16 protein-coding genes are annotated in these 13405 nt (G+C 43.6%); 7 read left to right on the top strand and 9 right to left on the bottom strand.

Annotated elements, in window-relative coordinates:
• Positions 1-1099: glutamine synthetase III (locus tag KB557_RS05030; RefSeq protein ID WP_255131893.1), on the bottom strand; the 1099-nt coding region annotated here is incomplete at its 3' end.
• 200 nt (positions 1100-1299) lie between these two features.
• Complete coding sequence (locus KB557_RS11160; protein ID WP_315856191.1) at positions 1300-1725, bottom strand: RNA-binding protein; 426 nt, start codon at positions 1723-1725, stop codon at positions 1300-1302.
• Between the two features lie 4 nt (positions 1726-1729).
• Between KB557_RS11160 and KB557_RS05020 the strand changes: the two genes are divergently transcribed.
• Positions 1730-3007 (top strand): DNA repair exonuclease, encoded by a 1278-nt coding sequence (locus KB557_RS05020; protein ID WP_255131890.1) that lies wholly within the window; start codon positions 1730-1732, stop codon positions 3005-3007.
• Between the two features lies 1 nt (position 3008).
• Positions 3009-5534: an AAA family ATPase gene (locus KB557_RS05015; protein WP_255131887.1), complete on the top strand. Its 2526-nt coding sequence runs from the start codon at positions 3009-3011 to the stop codon at positions 5532-5534.
• On the opposite strand, the gene KB557_RS05010 is transcribed toward KB557_RS05015, so the two are convergent.
• The 3 genes from KB557_RS05010 to KB557_RS05000 are packed head-to-tail and all read right to left on the bottom strand — an operon-like array spanning position 5525 to position 7641.
• Entirely contained in the window at positions 5525-6838 is a 1314-nt protein-coding gene (locus KB557_RS05010; RefSeq protein ID WP_255131885.1) for a Rieske 2Fe-2S domain-containing protein, read from the bottom strand. The genes KB557_RS05015 and KB557_RS05010 overlap by 10 nt on opposite strands.
• The gene (locus KB557_RS05005; RefSeq protein ID WP_255131883.1) at positions 6835-7377 is read right to left on the bottom strand and encodes a PAP/fibrillin family protein; all 543 of its coding nucleotides are present in this window, start codon (positions 7375-7377) and stop codon (positions 6835-6837) included. Before KB557_RS05005 ends, KB557_RS05010 begins: the two co-directional genes overlap by 4 nt.
• Before the next feature lie 6 nt (positions 7378-7383).
• Complete coding sequence (locus KB557_RS05000; RefSeq protein ID WP_255131881.1) at positions 7384-7641, bottom strand: hypothetical protein; 258 nt, start codon at positions 7639-7641, stop codon at positions 7384-7386.
• Positions 7642-7656: 15 nt separating this feature from the next.
• On the opposite strand from KB557_RS05000, the gene KB557_RS04995 reads away from it, so the two are divergent.
• Together KB557_RS04995 and KB557_RS04990 are read left to right on the top strand one after the other, a co-directional pair.
• Positions 7657-8370: a class I SAM-dependent methyltransferase gene (locus tag KB557_RS04995; RefSeq protein WP_255131878.1), complete on the top strand. Its 714-nt coding sequence runs from the start codon at positions 7657-7659 to the stop codon at positions 8368-8370.
• 81 nt (positions 8371-8451) lie between these two features.
• On the top strand, positions 8452-8814 hold the full coding sequence (locus tag KB557_RS04990; protein ID WP_255131895.1) for a molecular chaperone DnaJ: 363 nt from the start codon (positions 8452-8454) through the stop codon (positions 8812-8814).
• A gap of 4 nt (positions 8815-8818) precedes the next feature.
• Here KB557_RS04990 and KB557_RS04985 read toward each other — a convergent pair whose 3' ends face one another.
• From KB557_RS04985 to KB557_RS04975, 3 genes are read right to left on the bottom strand one after another with little or no spacing between them, the layout of a single operon-like run.
• A complete protein-coding gene (locus tag KB557_RS04985; RefSeq protein WP_255131876.1) occupies positions 8819-9547 on the bottom strand; it encodes a queuosine precursor transporter in 729 nt (242 codons plus the stop codon).
• A complete protein-coding gene (locus tag KB557_RS04980) occupies positions 9544-10083 on the bottom strand; it encodes a DOMON-like domain-containing protein (RefSeq protein ID WP_255131873.1) in 540 nt (179 codons plus the stop codon). Before KB557_RS04980 ends, KB557_RS04985 begins: the two co-directional genes overlap by 4 nt.
• Complete coding sequence (locus KB557_RS04975; RefSeq protein WP_255131870.1) at positions 10080-11195, bottom strand: phosphotransferase enzyme family protein; 1116 nt, start codon at positions 11193-11195, stop codon at positions 10080-10082. The genes KB557_RS04980 and KB557_RS04975 overlap by 4 nt, the downstream gene beginning before the upstream one ends.
• A gap of 165 nt (positions 11196-11360) precedes the next feature.
• Between KB557_RS04975 and KB557_RS04970 the strand changes: the two genes are divergently transcribed.
• Complete coding sequence (locus tag KB557_RS04970; RefSeq protein ID WP_255131868.1) at positions 11361-11618, top strand: hypothetical protein; 258 nt, start codon at positions 11361-11363, stop codon at positions 11616-11618.
• On the opposite strand, the gene KB557_RS04965 is transcribed toward KB557_RS04970, so the two are convergent.
• Positions 11598-12236, bottom strand: a complete 639-nt coding sequence (locus KB557_RS04965) for a hypothetical protein (protein ID WP_255131866.1) — start codon at positions 12234-12236, stop codon at positions 11598-11600. The two genes, KB557_RS04970 and KB557_RS04965, sit on opposite strands and share 21 nt — an antisense overlap.
• A 248-nt stretch (positions 12237-12484) precedes the next feature.
• Between KB557_RS04965 and KB557_RS04960 the strand changes: the two genes are divergently transcribed.
• Complete coding sequence (locus tag KB557_RS04960) at positions 12485-12826, top strand: hypothetical protein (RefSeq protein WP_255131863.1); 342 nt, start codon at positions 12485-12487, stop codon at positions 12824-12826.
• A gap of 3 nt (positions 12827-12829) precedes the next feature.
• Positions 12830-13405, top strand: a 576-nt coding sequence (locus KB557_RS04955; RefSeq protein WP_255131861.1) for a deoxyribodipyrimidine photo-lyase, incomplete at its 3' end; no start/stop codon positions are given.

Genomic DNA, 13405 nt, shown 5'->3' with positions numbered 1-13405 from the left:
GTGTGCTGCCTGGATCTAACAAATTGCCCTGAGTTGAATTCCCAACAGACCAATTGACGTGTTTCCCAGATCCATTGATGCCAGCAAAGGGTTTCTCATGAAGTAGGCAAGCCATGCCATGTTTTTTGGCTGTGCTGCGCAGCAGCGTCATGATCAGCTGTTGGTGATCTGTTGCAACGTTTGCTGCCTCATACACTGGGGCAATTTCAAATTGACCTGGTGCCACTTCGTTGTGGCGGGTTTTGCAAGGTACGCCAAGCCGATAGAGCTGTTGCTCAACGTCTTGCATGAATACCTGAACCCTTTCAGGTATTGCACCGAAATAATGATCATCAAATTGCTGCCCTTTTGCGGAAGGTGCACCAAATAATGAACGGCCAACTAGCAGTAAATCAGGCCGCAAATTTAGAAAGGCCTGATCTATGAGGAAGTATTCCTGCTCGGCTCCACAACTTGAATTAACCGGAGCAACTTCAGTGTTTCCAAGCAAAGTTAAAAGACGCTTTGCCTGGCGGTTCATCGCTGCGTTGGAGCGCAACAAAGGGGTCTTTTTATCAAGAGCTTCGCCAGTCCACGATACAAAAACTGTGGGAACGCAAAGTGTTACCCCATTTGGGGTTTCCATTAAATATGCAGGGCTTGTGATGTCCCAGGCGGTATAGCCCCTTGCTTCGAAGGTGGAACGTAATCCACCATTGGGGAAAGATGAACCATCAGGTTCCCCCTGCACAAGTAATTTGCCGGTGAATTCTGAAATTACGGTTCCATCGCTTTGAGGCGCGATGAAGCCATCATGTTTTTCAGCAGTGGAATTTGTAAGGGGATAAAAAACATGGGCGTAATACAGAGCCCCATGGCTTGTTGCCCAGTCTTTCATTGCTTGGGCAACAGCATTTGCAACGGAGGGATCAAGCTTTCCCCCTTCACGGATGGTGCGCTGCACCAGCTTGAATTCTTCTTTAGGTAAAGCCTTTTTCATCTTCTCCAATGTGAAGACGTTTTTGCCCCAAAGTTCGTCTAGGGGCTTGGCTGTTTCAGCTGGATAAGAACCACGCAGCTGGATCTGCTCAATAGCACTAAGACGCTGGGGCGAAGGCATGGGTTCTGATGATTTGCGCTTACTACTTAAAGCCCTTGACTACCCCACAAATGCCATGGAAGGCACTTTTTTTAATTTTCGCGGGTGTGGAGGTAGCAACTGATACAAAATACTTGCCTAAAAGTGGGGGTTTTACAAAAAAAAGCCACCCGTTAAGGGTGGCAAAACTTGATATTTGAATTTGGCCGAGTGAAAACGGCTTAGTAGCGGTTTCCGCCACCGCCACTGGGGCGACCACCGCCACCACCACCGCCGCCGCCGCCATATCCGCCGCCGCCACCGCCGCCGTAGCCGCCGCCACCACCGCCGGGACGACCACCGCCACCGCCGCCGTAGCCGCCGCCACCGCCGCCGGGACGTCCACCGCCGCCGCCACCGCCGCCTGTGCGAGGTTCAGCTTTATTTACACGGATCATGCGACCCATCCATTCGACATCTTGAAGATCGTCGATGGCTTTTTGTTCATCAGCCTCGTTAACGAGTTCAACAAAAGCAAAACCGCGCTTGCGGCCAGTTTCGCGATCGAGGGGGAGGCTGCATGATTTCACCTCGCCATATTCAGTAAAAAGGTGGCGAAGATCCTCCTGCTCCGCATCAAAGGAGAGGTTGCCAACGTAGAGAGTCATTAAGGTGAAAAAGCTTGAGGCAGGTCATTCGGAAGGAAGGGTGTTTAAACCACAAACCTTCTGGATTCCTTTTTACTTTACAGGTTGGCTCGACTCCCCCCTTGTGGTTCGATTTCTACACACAGCCGATTGGCAGTTAGGAAAACCCTATGGGAGGGTTAAAGATCCTGAAAAACGGGCTCGTTTGAAGCAATTGCGTTTTGCCATTGTTGAGCAAATAGCTCAATTGGTAGAAACCAAGGCGCTGAGTTTTGTATTGGTGGCTGGTGATCTATTTGACTCGATAGAACCAACCCGCGCAGATGTGGCCCAGGCATGCAGCGCAATTGGAGTTATCGATGCACCTGTTTTTGTAATTCCAGGCAACCACGACCACGGGGGGATAGGCAGCTTTTGGCATGAAGCCTGGTTTAAAAGCTATCAAAAGGAATTGGCGCCAAATTTGCAGCTATTGCTGGAGCGCCAGCCGGTGCAACTCAGTGATGCCCTGCTTCTGCCATGTCCGTTGCTGCGCCAGGCAGACCTTGAAGATCCCACCGCCTGGCTTAGGCACTTTCAATTTGATCCCGCCGAGAAAAGAGCTTGCGTGCTGTTAGCCCATGGCTCGGTGCATGGATTTGGTGGCGATTCCGCTTCAGATGCAGATGATGAAAATCCCTGTGGACCCACAAATCGCATCGATTTGGAGGCTCTACCGCAGGATTTCATTGATTACATCGCACTTGGCGATTGGCACGGGCTCAAAAAAATATCAACCAAAGCCTGGTATTCGGGTTGTCCTGAACCAGATAGGTTTCCGCGGGGGGAGAATTACCGCAGCTCCCAAGTGTTGGTAGTGGAGGTTGAACGCTCACAACCAGCCTCTGTATCAGTGGAAACCACCGGCATTGGTGTGTGGCACCAGCTCAAACAGCGGCTTAATGGCGATGGCGATTTAGCAGTTCTCGAAAAGCAGCTGCAAATACTTCTTGGCAATCGCAGCGGCATGGATTTATTACTGCTCGAATTAGATGGATATTTAAGCCTTGAAGCTGGAGTTCAACTCCAAAACAAATTGGAACAGCTCGAGGCTCGGCTATTACGCCTGAAATTACGTGATCGCATTAAACTCACCCCAAATGAAGCTGAACTGCAGCAACTCATTGGCAGAAGCGGTGATCCACTAGTTGCAAGAGTGGCCCAACGCTTATTAAGCCTTACTGAATCTGAAGACACTCAAAAGGCGGAACTCGCACTGCTTGCACTGCGGGAACTGCATGGTGCTTGCGGCCAATTAAGTTGAGATGAGGATCTCCGGCCTAAAGCTCAGTAATTACCGGTTGCATCGCGAGCTCTCGCTGGAATTTGGTTTGGGGATAACGGTGTTGGAAGGTGCGAATGAAACAGGTAAAAGCACCTTGGTTGAAGCTCTCCATCGAGCTTTATTTCTCTCAAGCCGCAGCTCCGGAGCGCTGCTTGATGAGATGCGCCCCCAGCCCGGCGGGGGGGATCCCGAGCTAACGCTGAGATTTGAGGCTGAAGGCATCAACTTCACATTGCATAAACGATTTGCTGGATCAAAGGGGGCCAGCAGCCTAATGAGTTCCGTTGGTAGCTCCTGGCAAGGGGATAAAGCAGAGGAGCGCTTGGCTGAATTAGTGGGGGCGGGCCCAGTTCCACGGGCCCGCCAAGGGGAACAGATGAAAGAAAGGTGGGGCCACCTGTGGGTATGGCAGGGAAATGCAGGACTTAACCCCCTCGACCTTGGTGCTAACGCCCTCGATCAAGCTCGTTTATTGGAACAATTGCAGATGTCTGGTCAGCTGGGGGTTCAATCTCAAGTTGATCGCCGCGTTGTTGAACTGGTGCAACAGCGCTGGAGCTCTTCCCATACTGAAAAGGGACGAATCGGCCGTGCTGGATCAGCCTTAGCAGAGGCACAACAGACAGAAGAAATTGCCAAAGAACAATTGCAGAACCTTAATAAACAACTACTAGAGCAAAAACAAGCACAATCTGAGCAGCAAATAGCCAGCTCTAAATTAGCCGAATTGGATCGTGCAATACCATTGTTGAAATTATTAGCACCGTTGCAACAGCAAAGAAAAGAAATACAAAAAGAAATTAATTCGTTAGTTGAAACAATTCAAAAACTAGTTAAATTAGCTCAAAACACCACAACCTTAAAAAATGAGCTTGAGCCTGAACATGCCTTAATTGAAACCATTAAATCTAAATATTTAGAGCTTAAACAGCGCAGGTTATACGCGAGTGAACAACTTGAAATAGCGTTAAAAGAGGCAGAACAATTACAGCAGGCAATTAAAATATTAAGCTTGCAAAAGCGCCTAAAGGAGCAGGAGATTAAAACCCAGAAGATTTTTGAGTTAGATAACTATTTACAACAGATGCCTCAAATAACAGTGGAGAATATTGAATTATTACGATCGCAGCAGCAGCAATTACAAATAATGGAAATTACAATGAAATCATTTTCTACAAAGCTCGAGTTATTAGAGGCTGACGCGGAGGTGTTGCTAAATGGAGAACCGCTATTAGCCGGCTCCACATATTCTTTAAGCGTAGTGAGTTTACTGCAAACCACGAATTTCAAATTACGGCTCGAGCCAGGGGCTGGAGGCAGGGTTGAAGAGGCTAAAACCAAGGGGCAAGAACTTAAACAACAAATCAATGCCGAATTGGAAAGGCTTGGGGTAAGTGATGTGGAGGCGGCAATGCTCCTAGAAAGAAAACGCAGCGAATTAGAAAATGAAAGAAAACGCTTGATACAAGAAAATGGTAATGAAGATGCACAGCTAATAAAGTTTACGCTTCAACAATTACCAAAATGTGAAATTAATAATGCTTCTCTTGAAGATCTGAAGCATAAACTTGATTTGCTTTTACCTGTAGGTCGGGAGCGGCGGCTTGAATTTAATCGGCTGGATCAAGAGCTCAGTGAAATCCAAACAGAGCTAGACGCCCGATCCAATGGCTTGAATAGCAAGCGACAACAACTTCTGCTAAATGAAACTTTACTGAAGGATTTAATTCTTCGCCATGGAGATAAAAAGCAATTAGATGAACAACTGAGTGCAACTCAAAAAGCAGAAGCTGAATTAGATAGCAAGCAAAAAAGTTATGAAGCGCAACTTCAAAATTTTAAACTTAATTATCTGCTTGTAACTATTGAATCGGCTCAGAAACAAAGAGAAGAGCTTTTGCAGCAACTTGCTGCGTTAGGAGTTGTATTGAGGAATGATGGCATTAACGATCGCTTTGCCTTGCTGGATCAATTGGAAGCAGCTTTAGAAAATAGTAGCGCAGAAAGAATAAGACTAGAAAAAGATGCATTAATGTTGGATTTACTTAGAAAGCTGTTACAAGATGAACAAACAGCAATGGCATTGCAATATACAGCTCCAGTGATGAAGCGATTAGATGATTATCTTAATTGCTGTTGCAAAAATGCAACGCGCAGCAGTATTGAATACCAGAGCACAAAGGGTTTTTTGAATCTAAAATGGCAAAGAGGTGCTACGGGCGTTGCTTGGCCTTTTTCTGTTCTGAGTGGTGGCAGCAAAGAATTACTAGCTGCTGCCCTGCGCCTTTCCATGGCTGAGGTATTGGCAGGTTCCTATAACGGCTGCCTGCCACTTGTCTTTGATGACGCTTTTAGCAATGTGGATCCAAGCCGATGGAATGGACTCTCAGACTTGTTGTGTAGAGCCGAAGAGCAAGGTTTGCAACTTTTAGTATTTAGTTGTGATCCAAGCTTCACTGCATCACTAGTTGCAAAAAATAGAATTAAATTAACTACTCAAGCTTGATTTCTTGGTGGCAAACCATCTCCAATGCGGAGTAGTTTTATCCATCGCTTTATTTGTTGACCAATGCCAAACATTATAATTGCTAGTAATAAAAGACTACCTTTTAGAACCAAGGTTTGAGAGCCGAATGCAGCAACTATTAAACCAATTGCCAGCCATGGGCTTATAGAATCAAGAAACTCAAGACGTTTTAACGCACTGCTGCAACTTGCGCATGATTTAGTATGTGTATTATAGCGATCAAGCAATGCATCTCTTGATAATTCAGCTGCTAAATCAGTATTTGGAAACGGTAAGCCGGCATAGCTGTTAATCCAGCGATGGAACGCAATTACATATTTATCGGCACTGGTTGGTAGGTAGCAAGCCTTAGCTAAAGCAGACGAACCTCCAGCAGCATTAAGGTTACGTTCCTGATGATGCAGAAATATTTGATCATCTTCTAAAACCAAATTATTTCCAATATGTTGAAGCCACATAGGCCGCAACGCTAAGAGTTTTGCTGTTATAGGTTTATCAAACTTAAAGGGGAAACGAGCAAATAAACGACAATTGCCAGCTGTGGTGGGGGTGGCATAAACCACTGTGAGGATGCGAGCAAAACCCTTAGCGGTTAAATCGTGCCACATTAAAGCTGGTGCCTGGAATGTGGTGTGTTGGGCCCCTAGCCTGCCTTGCCGAGGACCCTCTTGCCATAAACCAACAAATCCCTGCGGCCCTTCATCTAAAACCTCGAGTTCAACAGGTCCGGCATTTGTTCGCTTGCCAACTGTGGCGTGATGGGTAAAGGGCACATGGCTCACATCCAATACATTTTCAAGCATAGTAATACTGTCGTATGGGAGATCTCTAAATGTATCCTGCAAAAACCAATCGGGTTCATCAAGCACAGGCACTAAAGGAATTGCTTGATTGGAAGCCTGATTCGAATCGCCGCTAAAAACAAACAGCAACCCTTGGCCAGTGGCGGTGGCAAATTCTCTACAGTTTGCCCTTACACTGCTTGGGAGCTTTGATGAACTTTGGGGCAGATTTACGCAGTTTCCACTGCCGTTAAAACTCCAACCATGATAAGGACATTCCAATTCACCATTAGCGTTTATGCGGCCTTCGGACAAGGAGGCAAGACGATGGGGACAACGATCACTGAATGCTTTCCAAAAGCCCTCTTGGCGATCAAACCAGAGCACCAATGGTTCAGCTAATAAATGAAAGCGAGTTGGTTTTTTAGGATTTAAATCTCGCAAATATGCCACTGGATACCATTGATCCTGCCACAGATTTTTTTGAGGGCTTTCTGTCATAGCGGTGGCATTAACTCGTGAGGATTTAGATCTGTTCTCCTAATTAAAGCGAACATGGTGCCGTTACTGCCGCGGCACAACCGCAAATCATCACTGAGATGGGTTATGTCTAGCCAAGCCGGGAAATTCTGCTTAATGCCCGCAAGTAGCTGTGGCCTAAAGGGTGCAAGTTGTGGACCGATCCAGCCCCCTTTAATAAACCTCACACCAACTCTGCTTGGTGCTTCAAGCTGCAGTTCTGCTAAAACTGATATACCGCCAAGCTGGCCAAAAGGCCCTGGAAGCCTCAAAAGGTTCATTGCGCGCCCTTCTCGGGGTAATAAAACTTGAAGATTTTCAAACCAGGGCTGCACCTGCAGGTAAGGCAGGCTGCTACTGCTCCAACGCAATTCCCAAACCGCTTCTAACTGATTTGTCTGAAGTTCTAGATTGCAGGGCAGATCTTGTTCCAGTTGCGTAAATATAGGTAATACTGTTGAAGCATTAGCCTTGCCAAATTTCAATATTTCTAAAAGGGAAGAAGCATTAAATTGGGCCATCTAAAATTAATCCTCATCCATAAAATTAGCTTCTGATTCAAGAGCATTTAATTGTGCATCTAAAAGTTTGCCCTGTTTAACGCTTCCTAGCTTTGCGGCCTCCAGCATTCTTTCGGCGAGAATTAATTTACCAGCTGCATCACGGATGCCCTCCTGCGCTGCTTGATAATCCACCCTTTGTCTTGCTGTAGCAGCACTTAGATTCAGGTGGGTAGCGAGGCGACCGCAGGTGGTCATAAAAGCTTGATCTCTAATTCCTGCCATTGCTTTGCCTAAACCATGAATGAATTTCTAAACAGAGTAGTGGAACCGGAGCTGATGAATGGAATCGAGCAGGCAGAGGCATACGCGGCTGCAGATTTCAGCACTGCTGATTCAGCCTTAATAAGTTGGGTAGCGCAAAAATTTCCAGAAGGAATTGGCCCGCTACTAATTGATCTAGGTTGCGGACCTGGAAATATTAGCGAGCTAGCTGCAAAACATTGGCCTAATATGATAGTAAAAGGTGTTGATGGCGCAGAACAAATGATTGCTCTTGCTAATAAAAGGAAAAAGTTGCTACCGCAACCAATATTGGAGCGAATTGAATATAAAGTACTTAATCTGTGCGATCAGGATCAGATAAATTTATTAAAGAAAACTCTTACAGCAGAAAAAACTGAATCAGATATTTCTGTGGTTTCAAATAGTTTACTACATCATCTTCATGATCCTCAACATCATTGGAATGCAATGAAATTGTTGGCGTCCCCAGGAAGTGCTATTGTAGTAAATGATCTTTGTCGGCCGGCAAATAATATTGAATATGAAAAATTAGTAAATACTGAAGCTGTGCATATGGAGCCTATATTAAGGCAAGACTATTGCGCTTCGTTGAAGGCTGCATTTAGTATTGAAGAGGTAAAACAGCAATTAATTGCGGCTGATTTAAATTACCTTTCAATAGTTCAGCGATCAGTTAAATATATAAGTGTTTTTGGAAGATTAAGGTGAATTGCTGTTCAAGCAATTTGCCTTGAAAAGAAAACCGTCACCTTGTAAAATAAAAGGGATGCCAACCCTTCCATCGTGAATATGTATTCGTTACTTTCATTACGCCCACCCGCGGCGGCAGCCAAGGAGGAATCAGCACAACCCAGCAGTAAAAAAGGGTTTGGCTTTGGTTCAGGAGCTGCAAAGGGTAAGGGGCACAAGCGCAAGGGCTCAGGCCTATCGGCTGGTGATCGGAGTCCCTTAGGTAAAGCTCCGGATGTGGATGCTATTAAAGCGCGAGGCATATTGCACCTACCATTAGCCGGGCGTTTAAAGGAATTTCAGGTTAAGGCAGCTTATAAAAAATTAGCAGCGTCCCATCATCCTGATCAGGGGGGAGAAATTACAACAATGCAACGAATTAACGCCGCTAGAGATCATTTATTATCATGTGATGAAGATTAAGAAATTATTCAGCATAAATCTCATTACCATCAATTTCCTCGCCATCAATTGGAACTTCAAGCCAGCGACGCAACCATGCAACGAGAAGGTAAAAAGGCAATGTATCTAAAAGTGCAGCAACAAGTTTGAATAAGTAGCCGCTAGCAATAAAGGTTGTGAGTTGCGGTAAAAGTGCTTTTTCAGCCTGTATTGGTAGCACGTGAGCCCCATAGTGGCTTATTAATACCACTGCCGTGGTGTCAACTAATTGACTAATTAATGTTGATCCATTATTTCTTAACCAAAGCGCCTTTCCGTTACTAAAGCGTTTCCAAAAATGAAATAAACGCACATCTGTAAATTGCGCTGCCATATACGCGGCCATCGAGGCACCAACGGCACCAAAAGTGAGCCTTTGGATTTCAAAGAAAACAGGTGAATCTGTACCGGGTAAAATACCTCCAAGCCAAATAATAAATATTATCCATCCATTAAGTAAAAGACCTACCCACACTAGTTGACCAGCTTTCTCCTCTCCCCATATTTCACTAATTAAATCTGTGCATAGAAATGTTAGTGGATATGGTAAGGCGCCAACAGCAACAATTATTGGCCAATTACCAATGCTACCAAGTGTTAAAAAACGACTTAAGCCAAGAATATTAAGCATCCCCATAGTACCTAGAAATAGGCCTGCAAGAATAAGGAATGCAAGATCGCGGCGACGTTTTATTTTTAAGCTAACTGCGCTCATAATTTTAAAAGAAAGCTGTCACGCTGATGAAAATCTGGATCTTTAGCATTGTGAGTAAGTGCCCAGTAGGATAAATTGCCATTTTTTTGTTTAAGGACGGATGCAAAACCAAGTTCCATTTCTGAGTTTAATGGAATCTGGGGATCTAGCTCCACTGAAATTCCAACTGAAACACTGTTAGCCGTTTTTGAAATAGAAAAGTTAAGGCTGTGCTTATATTCTTGCTCCCTTTGGCCGTTGCGATAAGAATTAAACTTATATATGTTCCAATTAGTATTAGGAGATATATTCAGTTCCCAATAGAAAGTTTGTTCTGGCATGCTCCAAAATGCTTCAAAACACGTATCCTTCCAAAGATAATCGCTCCGCACAGCCCCTTCTGTAACTGTTGGAATTACTAAGTTTTTTATGGGGCCCTCAAGGCGATATCGGAGCTTTAATTTACTAGAGATTCTTGTTGCTGCGGCAGCAAGTCGCAAACCAACCAATTCATCAGGCCTGTTATGGGGCAGCAGTAAAGCTGATTGGCTTCTCATCTTAATTCCTCAATACATTGTAGGATTTCAAATTCTTGCGTCTCAATGCTTTTTGTTAAACTGAATTGAACAAGAGCTCTTTCTAAATTGTGGGATGAGTGATTCACTTTGAAATATATATTGCCCGCGAGGTAATCACTAAAGAAACGCATTCCCAATTCGAATGGAATAAGCCTAATTGCATCGTAGAGATAATTATAATCAGCTTCATTTAGTAATTTTTTTGTTTTACTAAGGTAGCCATTTAATAAGCGTTTACAGCTATCGATACAGAAAAAGACCTTACTAAGATCAAGTTCCTCCTCCCCAGCCGGGTTGCACGCGGATCTAAGGCAATCGCCAAGATCATAATGAATTAATCCAGTCATTAATGTGTCCAGATCTACCATGGCAACGGTTTTGTTTGTAATGTTATCAAATAAAAAATTATTTACTTTTGGATCTCCATGAATCACTCTAAGGCACAATTCGCCGCTGCAAATTGCATTTTCCAAAACATCAATAATAGGCTCTCGCTCCTTAATGAAATCTATGCACCATTGGGTTTTATCGCATAAATCTGTGACACCCATATTGGATACTTTTTGATATTCTTGATGGTATTTAGGTGTAACATGAAATGAATCAAGTGTTTTAATTAATTTCTTCAACGGTAAGCCATCCATTAATGAATGGAAAATACCTAGTCCAATGCCAACCTCCTCAGCATCATCATAGTTCCTAACCAAATCTGTAGTGTAAGCCGCGCTTATATAGCTTGTCGCCCTCCAGAATTCATCTTGATTTCTATGCCAATACTTATTATTGTATCTTGATTTAAGTAATGAAGTGCTTCTCCAGTTTCGTTCCTCAATATTGCCTACATCGCTTAAAAGTTTTAATTGAATATGATCCAGTGATACCTGCATATTGCTGATTATAGATTCAGGATCTTTAAAAACCTTCGAGCTGATTTTTTGCAATACAAAATCTTCTTTACCACAATTCCTCAGCTTAACAAGATATGTGTTGTTTATATTACCATTCCCTAACGGTACAACATCCATTATAAAACTCACATCTACAAATGCCTCGGCAACAGAAAATAAATATCCTTTTAAATCTTCTGTCATCGCTAGTTTGGGCTCTTTCAAATTTCGCAGCTGAACAGAAACTTCGCCCGCTCCGTGGTCCAGAGAAGCATATGGCTACAAGTACGCTTGTATTTTGAGTATATAAGTACTATCATAGGATTGGGCTGGTGCCACTGCCCCTTTCCTTTTCTGGCTTAACCAAAAATGTCCCCTTGCCAAACTGATCCAGCAGTAGAAGCCCTCCGCAGGGCAAACCCCCGTAGATATATGGATGTAAGACCTGGACATTTCGCTGTGGTGGCAATGGCTGGTAGGCCGTGGTTCATCGGACGTGTTGGCGAGGTGATAGCCAAGCCCTATCAACGCATTCCGGCTTTTGTCCGGCTCATAAATGTAGATAGTGGTGATGTGGAGCAGGTGCCTGCTGCCTGGATTGTTGAATTAATGGCTAGCAAGTGCTGATGTGGTTAATTTCCTGGTTGTGCAAATTGTGGAAATCATCTCCAACGGTTTTGATTCCATATCATTTACAGAGAAAGAACTCCATGTTGAAAATATCTCTGGTTTACATCTAATCAGTCCCCAGTCTATGCGTAGATTCTTATAGGTAATGCCTACAGCTGTCATTTCTTTATCATCTGCCATTAGTGACCAAAGCAATTGCACATTCTCACGGCTGTATTCTTCTTTATCATCTAAAAAATCAGGTTCAGCTATTATTCCAGGCTTTGTTGTGAGTTGAAGTTTTGAATGCCATGAAAGATATTTTCCATTTTCAGTTGGATAAAACCAGCATGGCTCATTTTTTGCTTCATTAAGGCAAAAATTATCAAGTAATTTCCATTGATTTGCTCTAAAAGCATAAACTCCAAGCCAATGGCGATCGGGCTGAAAATCTGGAATAATTGCATCGCAACAAAGTAGGCTCCCTTCTTCATTAGCCATTGGATTATTTCCCTCTGCTACAGCATCTCCCTGTTCAACGAGCGTCTCAATATCGCTTTGCCAGTCGATTGGGCAGCGATGTATTCGTAGGCAGAAACCAGTCGCAAGGCTCACACCTTGCAGTTCTTCTAGCAAATTTCGATCGGCATGGTCTGGCAGTTCCTGGGGGTTGCGAGCTAAAATAAATAGGTATGGGAATTCCATTCCGGTGGTCAAAATTCAAGATTGAAATAATTCTAAAGAGTTTTTCACAGATGGGACTGTTTAATCTTGAAACCAATCCTGAAATTGCTTAAACTGAATCAGTTTCGTATTTTGAAATGATCCCCAAGCGATTGATATGCTCTGTTCTGATTCTCTTGCAACCATATTTTCCGGCTGCAATGGCGGCACCATTTAGTAATGACCCAGTTTCATTTGCTGGATTTGCTAATAATATTAAGTGGAGCTCAGGAAGCTCCCCTTTTTTCAAGAATCTTAGTAAATGTGAGCAACTTGCAAATGGTAGTTATCTTTGTAAAGCTGGCGAGGTTTATCTAGTTAAACCAAATGCAAATGGACGTAGTTTTTGTTCGCTAAGCCAGGTTTGGTATGAACCAAACAAAAAAGTTGTTCAGTATAAAACTAAATCTTGTAGTTTCAAGGGTGATGAGCAAAGAATGCAAGAGCAGGGACGCAAGCTCATTCAGAAGGGCCTAAATATTTTAGAAAACTATTCTCAATAATCTATGTCTAATGTTCAACTAGTTTGGTTTAAGCGCGATCTTAGGGTTTCTGATCACCTGCCTCTTTCTTCAGCCGTTAAGTGTGGAGTTGTTCTACCACTTTATATTGTTGAACCAGAACTTTGGAATCAGCCTGATACATCTGCTCGTCAATGGGAGTTTTGTTCCGATTGCCTAGTTGAATTGCAGGCTAACCTTGCTTTAATTGGGCAGAGTTTAATAATTAGAATTGGTGATCCAATTCTAATCCTCACTGAATTGCATAATCAATTTAAATTTTCTAATATTTGGAGTCATGAAGAAACTGGAAATAGGTTTACTTACGATCGTGATTTAAAAGTAAAAAAATGGTGCCTCCAAAATTTAGTATTTTGGAATGAAACCCCCACCGCTGGAGTAGTACGTGGCTTAAAAAATCGCTCTAAATGGGCACAGCAATGGACTGAGCGAATGAGACCCCAACCCATTTCAATACCAAGTAAGCTAACGCCTCTTACTAGTTTAGCTTCAGTTCCAGCTCTCATTTCAGAAGCATTACCTAGCAGCACGGAACTAAATATGCGGCTGGATAGTTGCCCT

Origin of the sequence: Synechococcus sp. Cruz CV12-2-Slac-r (assembly GCF_024346075.1) — a bacterium.
Classification (GTDB): domain Bacteria; phylum Cyanobacteriota; class Cyanobacteriia; order PCC-6307; family Cyanobiaceae; genus Synechococcus_D.
This window is presented reverse-complemented; position numbering and strand designations above follow the sequence as displayed.

Excerpts from the sequence above, each read along its gene's own strand:
- KB557_RS11160 (WP_315856191.1), bottom strand. The coding sequence starts at position 1,725 with ATGACTCTCTACGTTGGCAACCTCTCCTTTGATGCGGAGCAGGAGGAT.
- KB557_RS05015 (WP_255131887.1), top strand. The coding sequence starts at position 3,009 with ATGAGGATCTCCGGCCTAAAGCTCAGTAATTACCGGTTGCATCGCGAG.
- KB557_RS05010 (WP_255131885.1), bottom strand. The coding sequence starts at position 6,838 with ATGACAGAAAGCCCTCAAAAAAATCTGTGGCAGGATCAATGGTATCCA.
- KB557_RS05005 (WP_255131883.1), bottom strand. The coding sequence starts at position 7,377 with ATGGCCCAATTTAATGCTTCTTCCCTTTTAGAAATATTGAAATTTGGC.
- KB557_RS05000 (WP_255131881.1), bottom strand. The coding sequence starts at position 7,641 with ATGGCAGGAATTAGAGATCAAGCTTTTATGACCACCTGCGGTCGCCTC.
- KB557_RS04995 (WP_255131878.1), top strand. The coding sequence starts at position 7,657 with ATGAATGAATTTCTAAACAGAGTAGTGGAACCGGAGCTGATGAATGGA.
- KB557_RS04990 (WP_255131895.1), top strand. The coding sequence starts at position 8,452 with ATGTATTCGTTACTTTCATTACGCCCACCCGCGGCGGCAGCCAAGGAG.
- KB557_RS04985 (WP_255131876.1), bottom strand. The coding sequence starts at position 9,547 with ATGAGCGCAGTTAGCTTAAAAATAAAACGTCGCCGCGATCTTGCATTC.
- KB557_RS04980 (WP_255131873.1), bottom strand. The coding sequence starts at position 10,083 with ATGAGAAGCCAATCAGCTTTACTGCTGCCCCATAACAGGCCTGATGAA.
- KB557_RS04975 (WP_255131870.1), bottom strand. The coding sequence starts at position 11,195 with ATGACAGAAGATTTAAAAGGATATTTATTTTCTGTTGCCGAGGCATTT.
- KB557_RS04970 (WP_255131868.1), top strand. The coding sequence starts at position 11,361 with ATGTCCCCTTGCCAAACTGATCCAGCAGTAGAAGCCCTCCGCAGGGCA.
- KB557_RS04960 (WP_255131863.1), top strand. The coding sequence starts at position 12,485 with ATGGCGGCACCATTTAGTAATGACCCAGTTTCATTTGCTGGATTTGCT.